Below are 20804 nucleotides of genomic sequence, written 5' to 3'. Positions count from 1 at the left end.
GCCCTGCTCGGCAATGGGTCAGCCGAGCAACCAGCCCCCGTCCACGGTCAGTTCCACCGCGTTGACCGACTGGTTGCGCAGCAGGAAGTCGACCGCGTCCACCACGTCCGCCATCGTGGCGAGCCGCCCCGTGGGCGTCTCGGTGCGCAGCGCGGCGAGCACCTTCTCCGGCTTGGCCTGCCAGTACGGGCTGTCGCCGACGACACCGGGGTGCACGACGTTGACCCGGACGGGCGCGAGTTCGACGGCGAGGGAGTTCATCAGGCCCCGCACGCCCGCGTTGACCGTCGCCACGGTCGTCGCCCCCGGGTAGGGGCGCTCCTTGGCCTGGCCGCCGAAGAGCACGATGGCGCTGCCGTCGTGCAGCCGGGTCCGCAGCGCGTGCACGACCTCGGTGTAGCCGACGAGCTTGAGGGTGACCAGGCGCAGCGCGGCGTCGATGTCGTACTCGGTGACCTTGTTGTCGTCCCGGGAGACGCCCGCGATGACCAGGTGGTCCACGCGCCCCACGTCGGCGAGGGCCGCCGCGATCTCCAGCGGCCGTGCCAGGTCCAGGGCGAGCCCCCGGGCGCCGATCTCCTTCGCGACCGCGTCGGCCCGCTGGGCTTCGCGGCTGGTGAGGACCACGTCGTCCCCACGCCCGGCGCGCGCCCGGGCGAACTCCAGACCGATGCCGGACGTTCCGCCGACGACCAGCACTCTGCTCATGAGCCCTCCTCCAGTGCGGCGCGCAGGTAGTCCCAGTCCCGCGTGAACCGGTACGAGTGTCGTGCCGGCGGCTGCGGCGCCTGCGTCTCCAGCCACCGCAGGGGCCCCTGCCCGGCGTTGGCGAACCCATGCACACACCCGGCGCCCGCCCACGCGAGGTCCCCGGGTTCCAGCCGGTACCGCTCGCCGTCGAGGGTGGCCTCCGCGACGCCCTGGAGAATGAGGTACGTCTCCTCGAAGGGGTGGTCGTGGGTGCCGATGACCCCGTCGGAGGCGTACTGCACCATGAACATCGTCGAGCCGACCGCGCCCAGGTCGCTGTCGACCATCATCTTCACGGTGATGCCGCTGTAGACCAGCAGCGCGGTGCGCATGCTCGCCGTGACGGCCAGCAGGTCCTGGGACTGCTTGCCGGGGTCCATCTGGTCGGGTTCGAAGTGCCCGAAGGAGCGGGTGCGCGGGTCACGGACGTCGACGCGGACCGGGTCGCGCGCGGGCGGGCCGGGCACCGCCTGGGTGTCGTGGCCGTAGCGGGCCCGCGGGACGGGGGCCAGCATGTCCGCCCAGCGGCCGCCGGTGTCCCCCGCGCCGCGCCACGCGTGCGGTACCCCGATCGGCAGCAGGCCGTAGTCACCCTCCTCCAGCCGGTACGAGCCTTCGGGGACGTCGAGGATCACGGCTCCGGCGAGGATGTGGAAGGTCTCCTCGTACGAGTGGACATGGGCGGGGATCCGGCCGTCGGGCCGTAGTTCGCACAGGCCGAAGCCGGTGTGCACACTGCCGTCGTCCTCGCCGACCAGCGTCCGGCGCCGGTGGCCGTGGCCGTCGTACGGCGGATCGGGCAGGTCGGCGGCGCGGCGTACCAGGTGGTTCGTCATGCCGTCGCCTTCGCCCTCTTCTCCTCCTTCGCGGCGAGGAGCCGGTCCCGGGACTCCGCGACGAGCCGCAGGGCGCGTGCGGTGTCGGCGAGCAGCCGGCCGTCCCGCTTGTGGATCACGCCGTCGACGAGGACGGTGTCCACGTTCGACACGTCGGCGCACAGGGTCACCGCGGCCGCCGCGTCGTGCACGGGGGCGACGTTCGGCGCGGTGGCGTCGATCGCGACGATGTCGGCGCGCTTGCCGGGGGTGAGGGAGCCGGTGCGGTCCTCCAGCCCCGCGACGTGGGCGCCGTTGACGGTGGCGATCTCCAGCATCTGCCGCGCGGTCAGCATGGTGTCGGGCACCGGCATGTTGGCCTGCCAGCAGTCGGCGTTGACGCGGGCGCGTTCGGCGCCGAAGGCCGCGCGGATCTGGGTGAACATGTCGCCCGGCACGGTGGTGACGACGTCGACGCTGAGGGAGGGCCGCAAACCGTGTTCGATGGCCTGCATCACGGGCGGCCAGCCGTGCCCCATCTGGAGCTCCACCTGCGGCGCGACCGACACCGTGCCACCGCTGTCGGCGACCATCCGCCACTCCTCCTCGCTGAGGTAGCAGCAGTGGACGTAGGTGGTGTCCGGGCCGAGGAGTCCCAGGCCGCGCAGCTGCCTGACCATGCCGAAGCGGCCGGCGAGCCGTCCCATGGCGACGTGCACGGTGATCGGGAGGCCGAGTTCGCGGGCGAGCGCCCACTCCTGCGCGACGACCTCGTCGACGCAGAAGCCGGGCCCGCGGGTGGCGAGGCCCATGGTCAGCAGACCGTCGTCGGAGGCGAAATGCGCCGACCGGATCCGCCGCACGTCGTCCGCCGGGACCGCGATCCTGCTCTCGAACCAGTAGTCGGCGAGGGAGGTGTTGGCGCTGCCGTACGCGTACCGCGCCCGGATGCCGGACTCCGTCAGGCCCTGGATCGCGGCGTCCGGATGCTCGGGGGTGTTGTTGATGTGCGACCAGTCGACGAGCGTGGTGATGCCGGCGTTCAGGCACTCCAGCGCGCCCGCGAGGTTGCCCGCGTAGACGTCCTGCGGGGTGTACAGGGGTGCGAAGGTGTCGAGGATGTCGACGAAGTAGTCGTCGAGGGTGGCGTCGGGTGCGACGCCCCGGATCGGGGCCTCCCAGGTGTGGCGGTGGGTGTCGACGAAGCCGGGGATCACGATGCGTCCGGTCATGTCGAGTACCTCGGCGTCGGCGCTGATGTCGGGCTCGACGGCGGCGATCCGGCCGTCCTCGACGAGGACGTCACCCCGCGGCAGGTCGCCGATGGCAGGGTCCATCGACAGGACGTGTCCGGCGCGAAGGAGTATCCGATGGGTCATCGCGCTTCCCTCCAGGGGGTGTTCAATACGCGGCGAGGCTCCGGACCGCCGCCACGACCTTCTCTACGGTGGGGATGACCTGCTCCTCCAGCGCGTCGGCGAACGGCAGCGGGACGCACTCCCCCGCCACCCGCCGCACGGGCGCGTCCAGCAGGCCGAACCCCTCGTCGGCGACGATCGAGACGACGGTGGCGCCCCAGCCGCCCTGGTACGGGTTCTCCTCGACGGTGACGAGGCGCGAGGTCCCGCGCAGCGAGGCGAGCACGGTCGCGGCGTCCAGCGGGACGAGGCAGCGCAGGTCGACCACCTCCGCCTCGATCCCCTCCCCCGACAGCACGTCGGCGGCCTTCAGCGCCAGGGGCACCATCGAGGCCAGGGCGACGAGCGTGACGTCCGCGCCCTCGCGGACGACGGCGGCGCGGCCCAGCTCGACGACGTGGCCGGGCGGTGGCGGTGGCCCCTTGGTGGCCAGGAGCGCCTTGTGCTCGAAGAAGACCACGGGGTCCTCGCTGCGGATCGCCGCCGCCATCATGCCGATGACGTCGGCCGGAGTCGCCGGTGCGGCGATCTTCAGGCCCGGCACGGTCAGCGCCCAGTTCTCGGTGGCCTGGGAGTGCTGGGCGCCGAAGCCGAGTCCGCCGCCGTTGGCCGTGCGCACGACGAGGGGCACGGTCACCTGACCGCCGGTCATGTAGCGGACCTTGGGGATCTCGTTGGCGAGGTAGTCCCAGCAGCAGGCGAGGAAGTCGGAGAACATGATCTCCGCGACGGGCCGCATCCCGGTCATCGCGGCGCCCATCGCCGCACCCACGATGGCCTGTTCGGATATGGGCGTGTCCCACACCCGCTCGGGCCCGAACTCCGTCAGCAGCCCCGTGGTCGTCTTGAACACCCCGCCGGCCGCGCCGATGTCCTCCCCGAGGCACACCACCGACGCGTCCCGGCGCATCTCGCGTGCGATGCCCTCGGCGACCGCCTCCCGGTAGGTGATCACGTCCGCCATGCGGCACCTCCGTCCGCCCACACGTCGGTCAGCGCCTCGCGCGGGTCGGGGCCCTCAGCGGCCCTGGCCGCCTCGACGGCCCGCTCCACGAGGGCCCGGGCCCGCTCGTCGGCCCCGGTGACCGTCTCCTCGGCGACCCCCCGCTCGGCGAGCCGTCCCCGGGCGAGGTCCAGCGGGTCGTGCTTGACCCAGCGTTCGACCTCCTCGGCCGGGCGGTAGGCCGCCGGGTCGGCGCGGCTGTGCCCGAAGTGCCGGTAGGTCTCGGCCTCCAGCACGGCGGGCCCTTCTCCGGCCCGGGCCCGGCGCGCCAGCCGCCCCACCGCCTCCTCGACGGCCTCGACGTCGTTGCCGTCGACGACCTCGCCCGGGATGCCGTGGGCGGGCGCCCGGTCGGCGGCGGGCCGGGGCACGGCCGTGACGTCGGCGATCGGCGTGTACTCCATGTACAGGTTGTTCTCGCACACGAACAGCACGGGCAGCTTCCAGACGGCGGCCAGGTTGAGCGACTCGTGGAAGGCGCCGATGTTGGTCGCGCCGTCACCGAAGAAGGCGACCGCGAGCTGCTCGGTGCCGCGCAGCCGGGCCGACCAGGCGGCGCCGACCGCCATCGGCAGGTGCGAGCCGACGATGGCGTACGAGCCGAGCATGCCGGTGGCCGCCTTGGTCAGGTGCATGGAGCCGCCCTTGGCCCGGCACAGCCCGGTCGCCCGGCTCATCAGCTCGGCGAGGCACTCCTCCGGGGTGGCGCCCCTGGCCAGGGCATGGTGGTGGCCCCTATAGGTGGCGAACACATAGTCGTCCGGGCGCAGGGCGGCGCTCGCCCCCACGGCGATCGCCTCCTGCCCGGCGGCGAGATGGGTGGTGCCCTTGACGAGCCCCCGCAGGAACAGGTCGTGGGCGGCCTTCTCCGTGCGGCGGATGACGGCCATCCGCTCGTAGCGGGCGAGGAGTCCGGTCGCGTCCGTCATCGCTCGCCCCTGTTCAGGTGGGACTGCGCCTCGCGCCGGGTGTTCAGCTCGCCGCCCACCGTCCAGTACTTGCGGCCCGCCACCAGCAGGTCCTCCGCCGGGAACTTGGTGATGACCTCGCAGCCGTCGGCGGTGACGACCAGCTCCTCCTCGATGCGGGCGGCGGACCAGCCGTCGGCGGCCGGCCAGTACGTCTCCAGGGCGAACACCATGCCCTCTTCGAGGACTTCGGGGTGGTCGAGGGAGACCAGGCGGCTGAAGATCGGCTTCTCCCAGATGGACAGGCCGACGCCATGGCCGTACTGGAGGGCGAAGGCGGCGGTCTCGTCGGCGAAGCCGAACTCCTCGGCGCGCGGCCACACCCGGACGACGTCGGCGGTGGTGGCCCCGGGCCGGACGAGGGCGATCGCCTCGTCCATGTACTCCCGGCAGCGCGCATAGGCGTCCCGCTGCGCCCGGGAGGCGCTGCCCACGGCGAACGTCCGGTAGTAGCAGGTGCGGTAGCCGAGGTGGCTGTGCAGGATGTCGAAGAAGGCGGGGTCGCCGGGGCGGATCAGCCGGTCGCTGTAGACGTGCGGATGCGGGGAGCAGCGCTCGCCCGAGATGGCGTTGACGCCCTCCACGTACTCGCTGCCGAGGTCGTACAGCACCTTGCTGACGACCCCGACGCACTCGTTCTCGCGGACGCCCGGGCGCAGATACCCGTACAGCTCCTCGTAGGCCGCGTCGACCATCGCGCAGGCCTGGGTGAGCAGGGCGATCTCGTCGCCGGTCTTGATGCGGCGGGCCTCCAGGAAGACCTGCTGCCCGTCGACGACGTCGACGCCCTCGGCGCGCAGCGCGGCGAGGACGGGCATCTCGGCGACGTCCACGCCGAGCGGTTCGCTCGCGAGCCCGTGCTCGCGCAGCTCGGCGGCGATCTTGGCGGCGACGTCGTCGGCGATGCCCGCGTCCGGGTGGAAGGCCCCGCGCAGGGTGGAGATGCCGGCGCGGGCGCCGGTGGGCGGCCCGCCCTTGCCGTCGCTGTAGTCGAGCCACGGGTTGTACAGCTGGTGGTGGCGGGCGGCGGAGCCGAAGTCCCAGACGACCGGTTCGCCGCCCCGCACCAGCAGGGCGAAGCGAATCAGCTTGTCCATCGCCCAGGTGCCGATGTGGGTGGCGGTCATGTAGCGGATGTTGGCGAAGTCGAAGCTGAGCACCGCGCCCAGCTGGGAGCGGTTCAGGGACTCGTGCAGCCGGGCCAGCCGCTGCCCGCGCAGCCGGTCCAGGTCGATGCGCTCTTCCCAGTCGACGGCGTCGGTTCCGTATGTGCGGATCGCCATGGCGACCACCCCCACTTCGGAGTGAACGCCCGGGTGCTACGAGTGTCAAGTGTCACTGAACATCGCCGGACACGAACCAGACGCCCACAGCGGGTACCTCTCCATCGTTGCGGTAGCGGTGGGGGGTCGTCGACTCGAAGCAGACGGAGTCGCCCGGGCGGACCGTGTACTCGTCGAAGCCGAGTGTGAGGATCAGTTCGCCGGAGGTCAGGTAGCCGTACTCGGTGCCCGCGTGCCGCATCAGCGCGCCGGAGCCGGAGGAGGCGCCGCCGGGCCGGTAGGTCACCAGCAGGAAGTCGACGTCCGCGCCCGGCACCCGCCCGAGCCGCTCCCACACGACGCCCGAGTCCAGCTCCAGCGTCTCGCGCCCACCGGCCGCGGCCAGCGGCCCGATCCGGCGGCCCGGGTCGGCGGCCAGGGCGGCGAGGGCGTGCGGGACGGTGCCGCGCGCCGCCGGCAGCGCCGCCGCTCGGGCACCCTCGCGGGCGTCGAAGAGGGACTCCACGGAGATGCCGAGGGCCGTGGTGATCGCGTACAGGGTGCTGACGGACGGCTGGCTCTTGCCGGTCTCGATCTGCGACACGAGGCTCGCCGACACGCCGACCTCCCGGGCGAGCGCGCGCAGACTCGTACCGCGCTCCAGACGGGCCTGCCGGATGCGCGCACCGACGGGCGGCACGACGGCCGGGGACACGGGCGGCTCCTCTCACCATGCGCGCGACACGCGGCATGTTCAGCTTCATTGAACAGCCCGCGCGGCGTGCCGCGCCAGAGAGGACCGGAATCCGCTTCATCCCCTGCCCGCCGGAGAGGACCCGGATCTACTTCAGCCCCTGCCGACCACAGAGGCCCCGGATCAGCTTCAGCCTCTGCCCATCGGGAAGGTCGCGGTCACCTGCCACCCCGCACCGGCCCGCGGCCCCGCCCGCAGTTCCCCGCCCAGCGCGGTGACCCGCTCCTTCAGCCCGACCAGCCCGAAGCCGCCCCCGTGGGCGGCCTCCGGAAGCTGGGTGCCGCCGCGGCCGTCGTCCGTCACCGTGACCTCCAGCCGGTCGCCGGGGCGGGCCAGGCGGACGGTGACCTCCGTGGCGTCGGCCGCGTGCCGCCGTACGTTGGTCAGCGCCTCCTGCGCGACCCGGAAGGCCGCCGCCTGCACCTCGTGCGGCAGGTCGTCGGAGACGGCCGGATCCCGGTGCAGGACGCACTTCTGGCCCGGGCCGGCGAAGCCGTCGACCAGGTCGGCGATGCCGGCCAGGTCGCCGACGGGACGGCGGTCGGCGGCCTCCGGGCCCGTGTCCCGCAGCACGCCCACCGTGCGCCGCATGGACGCCAGCGCCTCGGTCGCCGCGCGCTCGATGCCCGCCAGGACGGGGTCGAGGTCCTGCGGCTGCCGGGCCGCCATCATGCGGGCCATCTGGGTCTGCACGAGGATCCCGGTGACGTGGTGGGCGACGAAGTCGTGCAGGTCGGCGGCGATGGCGACGCGTTCGGCACGGCGCGTCTCACCGACGGCGACGGTGCGCCGGTAGTCCAGGGAGCGCAGGTACCCGGCGAACCCGGCGACGGCCCCGACCAGGATCAGGCCGATCACGACGGACAGCAGCACCCCGTCCTGCAGCGACCCCGAGTAACGCACCGGCAGCAGGAGCAGGGCGACCGCGTCGAGCGCACCGCACGGCAGGGCCCAGCGCCTCGGGCAGTGGCGTACGGCGATGAACAGCAGGCTGAGCAGGATCAGCACCTCGCCCGGACCGAACGGCACCTCCGTGCGCCCGGCGAGCAGCATGCCCGTGGTGAAGAGCAGGGAGGCCGCGCCGGGTACGGCGGCGCGCAGCTGCGGGGTGAGCCGGCGCGGCCTGCGGTCGGCCGGCCACAGCACGGCCGCGAGCCCGGCGAGCAGCACCGCCACCGCCGGCGGCCAGGTGCCGTCCCCGAGGTCGCCGTGGATCACCAGGTCGTACGCCGCCGCCACCACCAGGAAGCCGACGCCGAAGCTCCGCACGCAGCCCCGGGGAGAGATCGATCTCATGCGGTTCACGGTAGGCGAGGGCCCTGCGCGCCGGGATCGGCCGATCGGCCCGGAGTGCGGACGGCTCGTGTGGCCGTTCGGCCGAGGCGCGTGCCCGGAGCCGCGGGCGGGGGGGGGACCGCGGGCGGGGGCCGAACCACGCGCGGGGGCCGGACCGCAGCCGAACCACGCGCGGGGACCGAACCACGCGCGGGGACCGAACCACAGCCGAACCGCGCGCGGGGACGGAACCGCGCGCGGGGGCCGGACCGCAGCCGAACCGCGCGGGGGCCGGACCGCGGGCGGGTGCCGGACCGCAGGCGGGTGCCGGACCGCAGGCGGGTGCCGGACCGCAGGCGGGTGCCGGACCGCAGGCGGGTGCCGGACCGCAGGCGGGTGCCGGACCGCAGGCGGGTGCCGGACCGCAGGCGGGTGCCGGACCGCAGGCGGGTGCCGGGCCGCGGGCGAGGCTGGGCCCGCGTCCCTCACCCCCCTGATCCGTGCAAGTTCCCGACGCGGCACACAGGCGGAGGATCGGGGATCGACCTCCCGGTGGGTGTCGTGCGGGCCGGCAGCCACCCCCTCACCTGGATGTCCGAGCGCTGACCGAGGCATGATCGGCCCATGACGACCCCAGACCCGGCCGGCGCCGGCGGCCGCTCCGGCGCTCCCATCCGGGTGCTCATCGCGGACGACCAGGACATGGTCCGCACCGGATTCCGGTTCTTCCTCGACGCCCAGCCGGACATCACCGTGGTCGCCGAGGCCCGAGACGGCGAGGAGGCCGTGGCGCTGGCCCGCCGCGAGCGCCCGGACGTGTGCCTGCTGGACATCAGGATGCCGAAGCTGGACGGTCTGGAGGCGACCCGGCTGCTGGCCGGGCCCCAGGTCGCCGACCCCCTGCGGGTGGTCGTGGTGACCACCTTCGACCTCGACGAGTACGTGTACGGCGCGCTGCGCGGCGGCGCCTGCGGATTCCTGCTCAAGGACTCCGGGCCGACCCTCCTCGCGGAGGCCGTGCGCGCCGCCGCCGCGGGCGACTCGCTGGTCTCCCCGTCCGTCACGGTCCGCCTGCTCAAGCACGTCACGGCGGCGGCGCCCGCCGACAGCGCGCCGCGGCCGGCGCCCCCGGCGCACCCGGCCCCCTCGGCGCCGCTCCGGGAGCCGCTGACCGAGCGGGAGCTGGACGTGGTCCGCCTCGTCGCCCTCGGCCGCACCAACGCCGAGATCGCGGCCGAACTGTACGTCTCGCTCTCCACGGTCAAGACCCACCTGTCCAGCGTCCAGGTCAAGCTGGCCGCCCGGAACCGCGTCGAGATCGCCGCCTGGGCCTGGCAGAACGGACACGCCCGGGCCGGAACGTGAGACGTCCGCGCCCCGGCGGACGCTCACCCGAACAGTCCGGTGCCGGTGGTGGGCCGTCGATGCCGGTGGTGCGCTGAGGACACGCGTCACGTTCCCAGGAGGCACTCCCGATGACCCGTCGTCCGCCCCGGCCCACCCGCGTTCTCTCCTGCGCCCTCGCGGCAGGCACGCTGCTGGCCGGCGCCGCCTGCTCGGACGGCGGCGGCGCGGCCGGCGCACGCGTCCCGGTCGCCACCGCGTCGCAGGTCGCCGGGGAGCGGCAGACCCCCTCCCCCACCGCCACCCTCACCGAGAGCGGCGCGCGGACGGCGCTGATCACCGAGGCGGACATCGAGGACGACTGGACCCAGGTGAAGGAGACGGAGGCCCAGAACTGGCACGACAGCCTGCTCATCGGCCGGGTCGACGTCTCCGACTTCCTCACGGCCAAGGCCCAGGCAGCCGACTGCCAACGGCTCCTCGACTCCCTCTTCGACGACGATCTGCTGGGCAGGCCGTCGGGCGTGTCCGCGCTGCGCGGCTTCACGCAGGGCGACTCGCGCCTGCTGTACCAGGTCGCCTCCTACGACCGGACCGACCCGCAGGAGTCCCTGCAGTGGCTGGCGGGCCTGCCGCAGGAGTGCGACCAGTTCACCGTGACCGACGGCCGTGAACAGCGCACCGTCCAGGTCGTCGACACCTCGCCGCCCGCCGTGGGCGACGCCCGTGAGGGCCTGCGCGTGACGGTGCGGGGCCCCATCGGGGGCACGGAGGCCACCCTCACCCTGGACGTCGCCGCCGTGCGCGTCGGCAACGACGCGCTCACCGTCACGGCGGGCGGGCTCGACGGCGACGAGCAGGACTCCGTCGAACAGGCGGCGCGGCTCGGCACCCAGCGCCTGGCGGACGTCCTGGCCGGCCGGACGCCGGCCGCGAGCCCCGACTCCGGCTGAACCGGGGACAGCACACGGTTTTCCCCGCCGCACACCGACGGCCCCACCGGCTCTGCCGATTCCCGGGACAGCGTGATCAACGGGACGGCACAATGGCGGCGATGGCCGGTTTCGGCCGCTCGTGCGAGGAGAGGAACAGACGTGACGGACAGCCACACCCCGCCGAGCGGCTCGGCGAGGCTGAACACCGGTGTGGCGCACAACGCGCGCGTGTGGAACTACTGGATCGGCGGCAAGGACAACTACGAGGTCGACCAGCAGGTCGGCCGGCACGTCGCCGAGATGTTCCCGATCATCCGGGACATCGCCCGGGCGGACCGGGAGTTCCTCGGCCGGGCCGTGTCGCACCTGGCCGGCGAGTGCGGGGTACGGCAGTTCCTGGACATCGGCACGGGCCTGCCGACGGCGGACAACACCCACGAGATCGCCCAGCGCATCGCGCCCGACTCGCGGATCGTCTACGTCGACAACGACCCGATCGTGCTGGTGCACGCCCGCACCCTGCTGACCGGCACCAGCGACGGCGCCACCGCCTACATCGACGCCGACGTCCACGACCCGGACGCCATCATCGAGCGGGCGGGGCACACCCTCGACCTCACCCGGCCCGTCGCCGTGATGATGCTGGGCATCCTCAACTTCGTCCTGGACACCGACAAGGCCCGGGACATCGTGCGCCGGGTGATGGCCGCGGTCCCCTCCGGCAGCTTCCTGGTCCTCACCCACCCGACCTTCGACGACGAGCTCGGCGGCGCGGGCCAGATCCCGGCCATGAAGTTCTGGAACGAGAACGCCACTCCCCCGATCACGGCCCGCAGCGGCGCGGACATCGCCGCGTTCCTCGAGGGCCTCGACCTGCTCGACCCGGGCATGGTGTCGTGCGGGCAGTGGCGCGCCGAGCCCGATTCGGCCGTGCTGGTTCCGCAGTACGGCGCGGTGGCCGTGAAGCCCTGACGCGTGTGGCCGGTCACAGTTCTCCTGGAGCGGCTACCCAGGATGTCCACACGGCTGAAAGTATGATCAAGCGATGTCTGACATGACCGAAACCACGCCCGGCTGGCTGTCCTCCGACGATTTGGAGATGGCGCGCGCCCGCATGCCGATCCTCTACGTCGAGGCCGTCCCGGTGCGCGTCGACGACAGCGGCGAAGTCACCAGCGTCGGCCTGCTGCTGCGCATCGGGCCCGACGGTACGGTCAGCCGGACGCTGGTCTCCGGCCGGGTGCTGCACCACGAGCGGGTCCGCGACGCCCTGCTGCGCCATCTCGAGAAGGACCTCGGCCCGGTCGCCCTGCCCCGCGTCCCGGCCTCGCTCCAGCCGTTCACGGTCGCGGAGTACTTCCCGACGCAGGGCATCACGCCGTACCACGACCCCCGCCAGCACGCGGTGTCCCTGGCCTACATCGTGCCGGTGACGGGCGACTGCCGTCCTCGGCAGGACGCGCTGGACCTGGTGTGGTTCAGCCCTCAGGAGGCCCTCTCGGAAGCGGTGCAGAGCGAGATGCCGGGCGGGCACGGGGTCCTGCTGAAGCAGGCGCTGGCGCACGCGGGCTGCGCGATCTGACCGCTCGCGGCGGCGACGGGAGGGTGCGCGGCGAGTGCCCGTGAGCGTACTGCCGGGCCTCCCGGCCCGGCAGCGCCTCGAAACAGCCCGACGTCGGAGCGCTACAGGTCGCGGCACTGCTCCGACTTGGGACCACTCACCGTGTTGGCCGATCCGTTGTTCACCGGCGGCTGAGCGTTTCCCCCGCACACCAGCGGGCCGTTGATGGTGTTCCCGGCGATCACGTTCCACCAGTTCGTCCGCGTCACGGTCACCGGGCCGGTGACCGTATTCGGCGCACATCCCAGCACCGGGTTGCCGATCGTCACCGACGAGGTCCCGGACGACGTCACCGGGCCGGAGATCCGGCTGTCGCAGATCACCACCCCCGCCGCGCCGTCGGCCCGCACGGGTCCGGCGACCACCGCGCCGTCCGCCTGGAGCGAGGCACCGGCCCGCACCGACACCGGGCCCGACACCGTCGCTCCGTCCAGGCAGGTCACGCCCTTCGTCACCGTCAACGGCCCGGCATACCGGCCGGTGATCACCCGGTCACAGGCGAGCCCGGCATACGTGTCGACCACGTCGACCATCGCCGTCACCCGCCCGTACTCGGTCGAGCCGCGCACCGTGAGCCGGCCGGCCGTGTCGGTGGCTCCGTCCGGCACCGGGTCCCATTCCACCGGGACCGGCTCCGCCGAACCGTCGGCCATCGTCAGCGCCCGCACCGCATCCGGCAGCACCACCTCGCCGCCGACGAGTGCGGACGCGTACACGGTGTCCTCCACCACGTGGGACGCGCGACTCTTGGTGAAGATGTCGATCGACGCGTTCGGCTCCCAGGTGCGTGGCATGCCCGGTACGGCGGTGAACAAGGACTGCCATCTCGCCGGCTCCCACGCCAGCACGCCCAGGCCCTGGTTGTCCGGGATGTCGTTGGCGATCCGGAACACGTGCTGGAGGGCGTCCGCCTGCCCCTGAACGGTCCGCGGGTACGTCGAGTTGGGCATCGGGGTCCCGCCGCCACCCGACGCCGGGTACGAGGTCTCGGCGATCTCGATCTTGTACCCCGGGTGCGCCGCCGCCACCGCGTTGATGTTGGACTCGTAGTGGTCCGGCGACCCGTGCCACTCCGGGTAGTACGAGTGGGCGAGGACGTCCACGTCGGCGCCTTTGGCTTTCACCCGGGTCAGGTACTGATCCCAGAACTCGAGCGTCTTGGCGCCCCGGTCCTTGCCGATGATGATGTGCGTCTCGACGTCGATGTCCTCGCCGTGGTCGGCCGCCACGTCGCGGACCGCGCGGATCCCCGCCGCGGACAGCGTCGTGAACCGGTCCCACGCCTCGTCGTAGAGCCGCCGCTCCTCCGGGTCGTCCGAGCCCCAGTACTTCCAGAGCAGGCCGCCGCCGGGCTGCGACTGGTAGATCTCCGGCTGGTTCCGGAAGTACGCCGGATCGGTGGTGCCGATCAGCGCGGCCTCACTGCCGTACATGAAGCCGTTGACGATCTCGTTGCCGATCGCCACCTTGTCCGGCGTCGTGCCCTGCTCGATCAACTGCTCGACGTAGTCGTAGGTGTGGTCGTACACCGCCTCGGTCAGCTCGTCGAACTTCAGCTGGGCCCACGCCCGCGGCTTCGGCTGCTTGGCCGGGTCGGCCCACGAGTCCGCGTAGTGAAGGTCGATCCCCAGGCCCATGTCCCGTTCGGCCTTGATCCACTTGGCCACCTCGAGTGACCGTTTCGGGCCTTGGTAGGGAACGGTCAGTACGCCGCCCGAGGACTCGCTGCGGGGCTCGTTGAAGACCCGCAGCCGGACGTACTCGACGCCGCGGTCCTGGAGCACGTCCAGCAGGTGGGGACCCGCGCCGGGGTCCTCCTCGGTCGGGCGCACCCAGTACTCGCGCCCTTCGGCGACATCGTTGTCCACCCAGGAGGCGTCGGCGCCGAGGATCAGGTCGTCGCGCAGGTAGTTGTAGACGCTGAGCTCGCTGATTCCCAAGGTCGCGCGGGGCGAGGCTCCCGTGAACGTCACCCGGACGAACCTCGTCCCCGGCCGGGTGAAGAGGTCCACGGACCCGCGAGAGGGCCGGTGGTCGGCCGAGTGGTCGGCGATGACGTTCCAGCTGTCGCCGTCCGCGGACGACTCCACCACGTACTGGTAGACGGCCCCGGCGCTCGGGAAGACGACCTCGACCTTCCTGACGTTGTCGTAGGCGCCGCCCAGATCGAGCGTCAGCCACTGGTGCGCGGACGTGCCATCCGCCCTCCACGCGGTCCGGTCGTCCTGGTCGATCGCCAGGTCAGCGGTGGACGCCCCGCTGCCGGCCTCGACGCTCACCCAGGACTTCGCGCTGAGGTCGCTCTCGATCGGCGAGATCTCGGCCTCGCCGAACTGCGCGGAGGCCGGGGAAACCGGCCCGAATGCCGCCGCGCCGCACGCCAGGATCACGGCGGTCGCGATGCTGAGTGCCGTGCGGACAGGGTGTCTTCGCATCCTTGCCAACTCCTCATCTCTGGGCCCCGGAACAGGAACACGGCAACGCAAGACGCGTTCATGACAAGCAGATGCCGGCAACGGTCAGGCCATCTGCTCCGGACGGAGAGGTCGTTGGTCTTCTTCCGATTCTGTTGACATTTGATGGACGGTACTCAGGCACCCGGCAATGAGCAAGGCCGAACAGTCCACGATCAAACAGACTGTCACATTCAGTCGGCGCACAGGTCTTGCCGCTCCCGGTGGCCCCTTCTAGCCTCATGGGAGCGCTCCCAACCGCCAGGGCAAGACCCCTCCCTCGCGCACCACCCAGGTGAATCGTTTCATTCGCGCCGGGGATCCCCACAAGCCCTCGCCCCCCACGTGAAGGAGAGCACATGTCCGTCCACAGCCCACGAAGAACCCGCGGGCCGGTCACGTTCTTACTGGCGGCGCTGCTGGCCGCCGTCTCGCTGGTCGCCCTGCCCGCGCCCAGCGCGAGTGCGGCCGTGATCGACACGTCCGCCTACTACCAGCTGGTCTCACGCCACAGCGGCAAGGCCATCGAGATCTCGGAAGGCTCCACCGCCGACGGCGCCACGGTCGTCCAGCGGACCCCTGGAACCGGCGCCAACCAGCAGTTCCAGTTCGTCGATTCGGGCAACGGGTACTACCGGATCAAGGCCCGGCACAGTGGCAAGGTGCTCGACGTCGAAGGGCGATCCACGGCCAACGGCGCGAACGTGCTGCAGTGGACGGACGACAACGCCGCCCATCAGCAGTTCAGCGTGGTCGACATCGACAGCCAGCACGTGCAGCTGATCAACCGCAACAGCGGCAAGGCCCTGGACGTCTGGGAGCGGTCGATGAACGACGGCGCCCGGATCTCCCAGTACGACGACGTCGACGGCACCAACCAGCAGTGGCGGCTGGTCAAGGCCGGCGGCGGCACCGACCCGGATCCCGGCCCGCCGGCCGGTGAGGCCCTGCAGATGGAGGACCTGAACCGGGGCCTGGTCTCGGTGCGTTCGGGCTCGAACAACCTGGTGTCCTGGCGGCTGTTGGGCACCGAGAGCTACGACACGGCGTTCAACGTCTACCGCGACGGCACGAAGGTGAACGGCTCGCCGGTCACCGACTCCACCAACTACCTGGACAGCGGCGCGCCTTCGGACGCCTCGTACACCGTGCGCGCGGTGGTCGGCGGCACGGAGCAGCCGGCTTCGGAGCCCTCGGTGCGTTTCACCGGCGGCAACTACCTCGACGTACCGCTGTCTTCGCCCGGTTCGGGTTACACACCGGTGGAGGCGAGCCCGGGTGACGTGGACGGCGACGGACAGTACGAGCTGATCGTGAAGTGGGACCCGGACAACGCGAAGGACAACTCGCAGTCCGGCGTGACCGGCAACGTCTACATCGACGCCTACCGGCTGGGCGGCCAGCGGCTGTGGCGCGTCGATCTCGGCCGCAACATCCGGGCCGGGGCGCACTACACCCAGTTCCAGGTGTACGACTACGACGGCGACGGCAAGGCCGAGGTGGCCATGAAGACGGCGGACGCCACGCGCGACGGCCGGGGCACCGTCATCGGCAACGCGAGCGCCGACCACCGCAACTCCAGCGGCTACGTCCTGACCGGGCCCGAGTACCTGACCATGTTCAACGGTCTGACCGGCGCCGCGATGTCCACCGTCAGCTACGACCCGCCGCGCGGCAACCTCTCCTCCTGGGGCGACAACTACGGCAACCGCGCGGACCGCTTCCTGGCCGGCACCGCGTACCTCGACGGTCAGCGCCCGTCCCTGATCATGGCCCGCGGCTACTACACCCGCGCCGTCATCGCCGCCTGGGACTTCCGCAACGGACAGCTCGTCAAGCGCTGGACGTTCGACTCCAACGCCTCCGGCAACGGCGCCGCGCACGGCCAGGGCAACCACCAGTTGTCCGTCGCCGACGTCGACGCCGACGGCCGCCAGGAGATCGTCTACGGCTCGGCGACCATCGACGACAACGGCCGCCTGATGTACGCCACGGGCTTCGGCCACGGCGACGCCCTGCACGTCGGTGACTTCGTGCCGGGCCGCGCCGGCCTGGAGGTCTTCTCCATCCACGAGGCGAGCAACCAGCCCGGCTCCGACCTGCACGACGCCCGTACCGGACAGGTCATCCACCGCACCCCCACCAGTGGCTCCGAGGGCCCGGGCCGCGGCGTGGCCGGTGACATCTACGCCGGCAACGCGGGCGCCGAGTTCTGGGGCTCCGGGCCGAACATGACCAACCTGCGCAACGCCTCCGGCGGCAACGTCGGCCGCAACCCGTCCTCGGCGAACTTCCTCGCCTGGTGGGACGCCGACCCGGTGCGCGAACTGCTGAACGGCACCCAGATCGACAAGTACGGCACCGGCGGCGACACCCGGCTGCTCACGGGCAGCGGCGTGGCCTCCAGCAACGGCACCAAGTCCACCCCGGTGCTCTCGGGCGACCTCTTCGGCGACTGGCGCGAGGAGGTCATCTGGCGCCACTCGGGCAACAACGCCCTGCGCATCTACGCCACGACCACCCCGACGACCACCAAACTGCACACCCTGGTCCACGACGCCCAGTACCGCACCGCCCTGGCCTGGCAGAACACCGCCTACAACCAGCCGCCCCACCCCAGCTACTTCCTCGGCGCCGGCATGACCCGCCCGCCGCAGCCCAACGTCTACGTGCGCTGACGGCACCCCGCCGGCTCACGGGAAAGGCACAACACCTCAAGGCCGGCCGGGACAGCCCCCGGCCGGCCGCCCGGAAAATGATCCAGGGGCCGTTTCAGATGTCCTCTGAAACGGCCCCTGATCTGCGACTTCGTAAAGTCGGGACGACAGGATTTGAACCTGCGACCCCTTGACCCCCAGTCAAGTGCGCTACCAAGCTGCGCCACGTCCCGTTGCCCGCCTGACCTGGGGGTTTCCCCTGGCCGAACGCGCACGGAAACAATACCGCACTCGCACCGCTGATCGCGCATCCGTTTCCCGCGACCGCCGCTTGACCTCAACATTGGTTGAGGTTGCACGCTCTTCTTCATGACCGACACGACGCACACAGACACGTACCGGTACGCCGACCTCCCGGGGCTGATGGCCCTGATGACCGGCGACGAGAAGCACGGCCCGGCCGCCACGTCCACGCTGGACGTGCTGTGGGTGCTCTACGACCGGGTACTGCGGGTGAGCCCCGAGGGCATGGCCGACCCGGAGCGGGACCGGTTCCTGCTGTCGAAGGGGCACGGGCCGATGGCGTACTACGCCGTACTGGCCGCCAAGGGCTTCGTGCCGGTGGAGTGGCTGCCGGCCTTCGGCTCGTACGACTCCCCGCTCGGCCACCACCCCGACCGCACACTCGTGCCGGGGGCCGAGATCGGCAGCGGTTCACTGGGGCACGGGCTGCCGATCGCCGTCGGTACGGCGCTGGGACTGCGCGCCCAGGGCCTCGACGAGCCGCGGGTGTGGACGCTCGTCGGGGACGCCGAGCTGGACGAGGGCAGCAACCACGAGGCGATCGCCTTCGCCGGGCCCGCCGGACTCGACCGGCTGCACACCGTCGTCATCGACAACTCCTCGGCGACGTACGCCCGCCCCGGCGGGATCGCGGCCCGTTTCGAGGCCGCGGGCTGGTCCGCGCTGACCGTCGACGGACGTGACCACGAGGCGCTGTACGCCGCCTTCACCGCACCGCACCCGGGCCGCCCGCACGTGGTGGTGGCCCGCGTCGAGCCGAAGTCCGCCTGACCCGCCCCCCCGACCTTGCGGAAAGGAATCCGTACCCCATGGACACCATGCGTGACCGTTTCGCCCCTGTCGTCTCCCGGCTGCTCGACGAGGATCCCCGGGTCGCCGTGGTCCTCGCCGAGATCGGCGTGGACGGCTTCGCCGAGGCCGCCCGCCGGCATCCCGACCGGGTCGTCAACGTCGGCATCCGCGAGCAGCTCCTGGTCGGGGCGGCGGCGGGACTGGCGCTGACCGGGCTGCGGCCCGTCGTGCACACCTTCGCCAGCTTCCTCGTGGAGCGGCCCTTCGAGCAGGTCAAGCTGGATCTCGGGCACCAGGACGCGGGCGCGGTGCTGGTGAGCGCCGCCGCCTCCTTCGACTGGCCCGCCGGGGGCTACACCCACATGGCGCCGGGCGACGTGGCGCTCCTCGACACCCTGGACGGCTGGACCGTCCACGTCCCGGGCCACCCGGACGAGGCCGAGACGCTGCTGCGGCACGCGGTCGCCGCGGGCGACGACAAGGTGTACGTACGGCTGTCCGTGCAGTCCAACGGGCGGGCGCTGCCGGTGGACGGGGAGCGCTTCCACACCGTCCGCGAGGGGCGCTCCGGTGTGGTGGTCGCCGTGGGGCCGACGCTCGACGCGGTGCTCGACGCCACCGAGGGCCTGGACGTCACCGTGCTGTACGCGACGACCGTCCGCCCCTTCGACGGGGCCGCCCTGCGCCGCGCCACCGGGACGGCCGGGACGGACGTCGTCCTGGTCGAGCCCTATCTGGCGGGCACGTCGACGGCCGCCGCGAACGACGCGCTGTCGGATGTGCCGCACCGGGTTCTGGGACTGGGCGTCGGCCGTCGTGAACTGCGGCGCTACGGACAGGTGGAGGAGCATGTCGCCGCCCACGGCCTCGACGCCCGGTCGCTGCGGGCGCGGATCGCGGACTTCCTCGGGGCGACGGCTTCCGGGTGAGCCCCGGGAGGCGTCACTCCGCCGGGAGGCCCAGCCGGGGATGTGCCTCCAGGAGCCGGGCCGGGGCCGCCTGTCTCCAGGAGTCGGCGAGGATGTCCCGCAGTTCGGCCTCGTCCTCCAGCGCGTCGAGCCGGGCCCGGACCCAGGCGAACTGTGCCTCGTGTTCCGCGATCCAGAACTTCCCCGGCTCGGCGAGCACCAGTTCGTCCCGCTCCACCTTGGGGCAGCGCACGGCGATGGACGTCTCGTCCTCCGGCAGCGTGGCGAACATCTTCCCCGCGACCCGGAACGTGGGCATGCTCCAGGCGATCTTCTCCGTGGCGTCCGGCAGGGACAGGGCGATCCGTCGTACGTCTTCGGCATCCGGCATGGCAGGCACGGTATCCGCTGCCACTGACAATCACCTGGTGAGAGCGGTCGCGGGCAGGTGCTTGTAGTAGATCGTCGTCGGCCGCAGCACTCCGTCGGGGCGGGCCGCGTAGTCGGGGATCGCGCCGACGGCGGTCCAGCCTGCGGACCGGTACAGGTGCTCGGCGGGGCTGCCGGTCTCGGTGTCCAGGTGCAGCAGGGTGACGCCGGCCGCCGCCGCGGCGTCCTCGGCGATGTCCAGGAGCCCGCGTCCGAGGCCCCTCCCCCGGGCCTCCCGGCGCACCATGAGCTTCACGACCTCGGCACGGTGGCGGCTGTTGGCCTTGCCGGGGAAGGCCAGGCTCACGGTGCCCAGTACGCGGTCCCCGTCGCAGGCCGCCCAGACGGCGAGCCGCCCCGCGTCCACGTCGGCGGCCCGCGCCTCCCACCAGGCCAGGGCCTCCGCGCGGCCGAGCGGGGCGAGGAAGCCGACCGAGGCACCGCCGTCGACGGTGTCGACCAGCAGGTCCGCCAACGCCCCGGCCTGAGACAGCAGTCGGGTTTCGTCCAGGCGGATCACGGCCGCACCACCGCCAGCAGGTAGCGCACGCCCTCGGGAGCGGCACACCGGAACCGGGTCGGCCCCCACACGCGCATTCGCAGGCAGTCACCTGTGTCCAGGTGGTGCGCGGTGTCCTGCGCGGTCACCTCCAGGGCCCCTTCCAGCACCCAGATGTGCTGCTCCAGGCCGGCCACGGGCGGGCGGTCGTAGGCGAGGTCGGCGCCGGCGGTGAGGCGTCCCTCGACGAGTTCACCGCGCAGCCCCGGGTGCGGTGGCGACACGGACCGCCGTACGAAGCCGGAGGCCCGGTCCTGCCACTCGGGCTGGTCGGCGGTGCGCACCACGGGTGCCGGCTCGGCCTCGACCTCGCTGAGGAGCTGGGACATGGTCCGCCCGTAGACGGCGCACAGGCGGTTCAGGAGCGAGGCCGTGGGGCTGATCTCGGCCCGCTCGGCGCGGGAGAGGGTGGACCGGCTCACTCCGCTGCGCTCGGCCAACTCGCCGAGGGAGTAGCCGTGCTGGGCCCGCAGCTCGGCCAGGCGGGCACCCAGCCTGGCGTCGACGGGGTCGATGTCGTCGTTTCTCATATCCGGGACGTTATCCCGCATATGAGAC

Annotated in this window: 19 protein-coding genes and 1 tRNA gene; 7 read left to right on the top strand and 13 right to left on the bottom strand. The window is 72.3% G+C overall.

Features of this window, described 5'->3' with window-relative positions; all coding sequences use genetic code 11:
* Window positions 1-18: 18 nt before the first annotated feature.
* The 8 genes from C1703_RS35000 to C1703_RS34965 all read right to left on the bottom strand — a co-directional run bounded on the left by C1703_RS35000 (window position 19) and on the right by C1703_RS34965 (window position 8266).
* Window positions 19-708: an SDR family oxidoreductase gene (locus C1703_RS35000; RefSeq protein ID WP_114256607.1), complete on the bottom strand. Its 690-nt coding sequence runs from the start codon at window positions 706-708 to the stop codon at window positions 19-21.
* Window positions 705-1586 (bottom strand): cupin domain-containing protein, encoded by an 882-nt coding sequence (locus C1703_RS34995; RefSeq protein ID WP_114256606.1) that lies wholly within the window; start codon window positions 1584-1586, stop codon window positions 705-707. The genes C1703_RS35000 and C1703_RS34995 overlap by 4 nt, the downstream gene beginning before the upstream one ends.
* Window positions 1583-2944, bottom strand: coding sequence for an amidohydrolase family protein (locus C1703_RS34990; protein ID WP_114256605.1), 1362 nt, complete (start codon window positions 2942-2944; stop codon window positions 1583-1585). Before C1703_RS34990 ends, C1703_RS34995 begins: the two co-directional genes overlap by 4 nt.
* Before the next feature lie 22 nt (window positions 2945-2966).
* On the bottom strand, window positions 2967-3947 hold the full coding sequence (locus C1703_RS34985) for an alpha-ketoacid dehydrogenase subunit beta (protein ID WP_114256604.1): 981 nt from the start codon (window positions 3945-3947) through the stop codon (window positions 2967-2969).
* Window positions 3935-4915 (bottom strand): thiamine pyrophosphate-dependent dehydrogenase E1 component subunit alpha, encoded by a 981-nt coding sequence (locus C1703_RS34980; RefSeq protein WP_114256603.1) that lies wholly within the window; start codon window positions 4913-4915, stop codon window positions 3935-3937. The genes C1703_RS34985 and C1703_RS34980 overlap by 13 nt, the downstream gene beginning before the upstream one ends.
* Entirely contained in the window at window positions 4912-6237 is a 1326-nt protein-coding gene (locus C1703_RS34975; protein WP_114256602.1) for a Xaa-Pro peptidase family protein, read from the bottom strand. Before C1703_RS34975 ends, C1703_RS34980 begins: the two co-directional genes overlap by 4 nt.
* A 52-nt stretch (window positions 6238-6289) precedes the next feature.
* Entirely contained in the window at window positions 6290-6931 is a 642-nt protein-coding gene (locus C1703_RS34970; protein WP_114256601.1) for an XRE family transcriptional regulator, read from the bottom strand.
* A gap of 168 nt (window positions 6932-7099) precedes the next feature.
* On the bottom strand, window positions 7100-8266 hold the full coding sequence (locus tag C1703_RS34965) for a histidine kinase (RefSeq protein ID WP_114256600.1): 1167 nt from the start codon (window positions 8264-8266) through the stop codon (window positions 7100-7102).
* 603 nt (window positions 8267-8869) lie between these two features.
* On the opposite strand from C1703_RS34965, the gene C1703_RS34955 reads away from it, so the two are divergent.
* The 4 genes from C1703_RS34955 to C1703_RS34940 all read left to right on the top strand — a co-directional run bounded on the left by C1703_RS34955 (window position 8870) and on the right by C1703_RS34940 (window position 12106).
* Window positions 8870-9610 (top strand): response regulator transcription factor, encoded by a 741-nt coding sequence (locus tag C1703_RS34955; protein WP_114256599.1) that lies wholly within the window; start codon window positions 8870-8872, stop codon window positions 9608-9610.
* 110 nt (window positions 9611-9720) lie between these two features.
* Window positions 9721-10542 carry a hypothetical protein gene (locus tag C1703_RS34950; protein ID WP_114256598.1) on the top strand — a complete coding sequence of 274 codons (822 nt, stop codon included), beginning with the start codon at window positions 9721-9723 and terminating at the stop codon, window positions 10540-10542.
* A gap of 141 nt (window positions 10543-10683) precedes the next feature.
* On the top strand, window positions 10684-11496 hold the full coding sequence (locus C1703_RS34945; RefSeq protein WP_114256597.1) for an SAM-dependent methyltransferase: 813 nt from the start codon (window positions 10684-10686) through the stop codon (window positions 11494-11496).
* Between the two features lie 73 nt (window positions 11497-11569).
* Entirely contained in the window at window positions 11570-12106 is a 537-nt protein-coding gene (locus C1703_RS34940; RefSeq protein ID WP_114256596.1) for an NUDIX hydrolase family protein, read from the top strand.
* Between the two features lie 101 nt (window positions 12107-12207).
* Here C1703_RS34940 and C1703_RS34935 read toward each other — a convergent pair whose 3' ends face one another.
* Complete coding sequence (locus tag C1703_RS34935; protein ID WP_114256595.1) at window positions 12208-14580, bottom strand: glycosyl hydrolase 53 family protein; 2373 nt, start codon at window positions 14578-14580, stop codon at window positions 12208-12210.
* Between the two features lie 377 nt (window positions 14581-14957).
* Here C1703_RS34935 and C1703_RS34930 point away from each other — a divergent pair, with 377 nt between their 5' ends.
* On the top strand, window positions 14958-17276 hold the full coding sequence (locus C1703_RS34930) for an RICIN domain-containing protein (protein WP_114256594.1): 2319 nt from the start codon (window positions 14958-14960) through the stop codon (window positions 17274-17276).
* 138 nt (window positions 17277-17414) lie between these two features.
* Here C1703_RS34930 and C1703_RS34925 read toward each other — a convergent pair.
* Window positions 17415-17488: transfer RNA gene (locus C1703_RS34925), tRNA-Pro, on the bottom strand.
* A gap of 136 nt (window positions 17489-17624) precedes the next feature.
* Between C1703_RS34925 and C1703_RS34920 the strand changes: the two genes are divergently transcribed.
* Both C1703_RS34920 and C1703_RS34915 read left to right on the top strand, forming a co-directional pair.
* Window positions 17625-18329 carry a transketolase gene (locus tag C1703_RS34920; protein WP_114256593.1) on the top strand — a complete coding sequence of 235 codons (705 nt, stop codon included), beginning with the start codon at window positions 17625-17627 and terminating at the stop codon, window positions 18327-18329.
* Between the two features lie 38 nt (window positions 18330-18367).
* The gene (locus C1703_RS34915; protein ID WP_114256592.1) at window positions 18368-19279 is read left to right on the top strand and encodes a transketolase; all 912 of its coding nucleotides are present in this window, start codon (window positions 18368-18370) and stop codon (window positions 19277-19279) included.
* Window positions 19280-19292: 13 nt separating this feature from the next.
* Here C1703_RS34915 and C1703_RS34910 read toward each other — a convergent pair whose 3' ends face one another.
* From C1703_RS34910 to C1703_RS34900, 3 genes are read right to left on the bottom strand one after another with little or no spacing between them, the layout of a single operon-like run.
* A complete protein-coding gene (locus tag C1703_RS34910) occupies window positions 19293-19649 on the bottom strand; it encodes an MmcQ/YjbR family DNA-binding protein (protein WP_198678354.1) in 357 nt (118 codons plus the stop codon).
* Window positions 19650-19679: 30 nt separating this feature from the next.
* A complete protein-coding gene (locus C1703_RS34905) occupies window positions 19680-20207 on the bottom strand; it encodes a GNAT family N-acetyltransferase (protein ID WP_114256590.1) in 528 nt (175 codons plus the stop codon).
* Window positions 20204-20776, bottom strand: coding sequence for an XRE family transcriptional regulator (locus C1703_RS34900; protein ID WP_114256589.1), 573 nt, complete (start codon window positions 20774-20776; stop codon window positions 20204-20206). Before C1703_RS34900 ends, C1703_RS34905 begins: the two co-directional genes overlap by 4 nt.
* Window positions 20777-20804: the final 28 nt, after the last annotated feature.

Source organism: Streptomyces sp. Go-475 (genome assembly GCF_003330845.1).
Classification (GTDB): Bacteria; Actinomycetota; Actinomycetes; order Streptomycetales; family Streptomycetaceae; genus Streptomyces.
Note: the sequence above shows the minus strand (reverse complement) of the source record. Positions and strands in the feature narration are given on the sequence as shown.

What these genes read in the sequence shown, in the direction of transcription:
- C1703_RS34935 (WP_114256595.1), bottom strand. Translation starts at nt 14,580, where the DNA reads ATGCGAAGACACCCTGTCCGCACGGCACTCAGCATCGCGACCGCCGTG.
- C1703_RS34900 (WP_114256589.1), bottom strand. Translation starts at nt 20,776, where the DNA reads ATGAGAAACGACGACATCGACCCCGTCGACGCCAGGCTGGGTGCCCGC.
- C1703_RS34920 (WP_114256593.1), top strand. Translation starts at nt 17,625, where the DNA reads ATGACCGACACGACGCACACAGACACGTACCGGTACGCCGACCTCCCG.
- C1703_RS34930 (WP_114256594.1), top strand. Translation starts at nt 14,958, where the DNA reads ATGTCCGTCCACAGCCCACGAAGAACCCGCGGGCCGGTCACGTTCTTA.
- C1703_RS34980 (WP_114256603.1), bottom strand. Translation starts at nt 4,915, where the DNA reads ATGACGGACGCGACCGGACTCCTCGCCCGCTACGAGCGGATGGCCGTC.
- C1703_RS34910 (WP_198678354.1), bottom strand. Translation starts at nt 19,649, where the DNA reads ATGCCGGATGCCGAAGACGTACGACGGATCGCCCTGTCCCTGCCGGAC.
- C1703_RS34940 (WP_114256596.1), top strand. Translation starts at nt 11,570, where the DNA reads ATGTCTGACATGACCGAAACCACGCCCGGCTGGCTGTCCTCCGACGAT.
- C1703_RS34975 (WP_114256602.1), bottom strand. Translation starts at nt 6,237, where the DNA reads ATGGCGATCCGCACATACGGAACCGACGCCGTCGACTGGGAAGAGCGC.
- C1703_RS34965 (WP_114256600.1), bottom strand. Translation starts at nt 8,266, where the DNA reads ATGAGATCGATCTCTCCCCGGGGCTGCGTGCGGAGCTTCGGCGTCGGC.
- C1703_RS34955 (WP_114256599.1), top strand. Translation starts at nt 8,870, where the DNA reads ATGACGACCCCAGACCCGGCCGGCGCCGGCGGCCGCTCCGGCGCTCCC.
- C1703_RS34950 (WP_114256598.1), top strand. Translation starts at nt 9,721, where the DNA reads ATGACCCGTCGTCCGCCCCGGCCCACCCGCGTTCTCTCCTGCGCCCTC.
- C1703_RS34985 (WP_114256604.1), bottom strand. Translation starts at nt 3,947, where the DNA reads ATGGCGGACGTGATCACCTACCGGGAGGCGGTCGCCGAGGGCATCGCA.
- C1703_RS35000 (WP_114256607.1), bottom strand. Translation starts at nt 708, where the DNA reads ATGAGCAGAGTGCTGGTCGTCGGCGGAACGTCCGGCATCGGTCTGGAG.
- C1703_RS34990 (WP_114256605.1), bottom strand. Translation starts at nt 2,944, where the DNA reads ATGACCCATCGGATACTCCTTCGCGCCGGACACGTCCTGTCGATGGAC.
- C1703_RS34995 (WP_114256606.1), bottom strand. Translation starts at nt 1,586, where the DNA reads ATGACGAACCACCTGGTACGCCGCGCCGCCGACCTGCCCGATCCGCCG.
- C1703_RS34915 (WP_114256592.1), top strand. Translation starts at nt 18,368, where the DNA reads ATGGACACCATGCGTGACCGTTTCGCCCCTGTCGTCTCCCGGCTGCTC.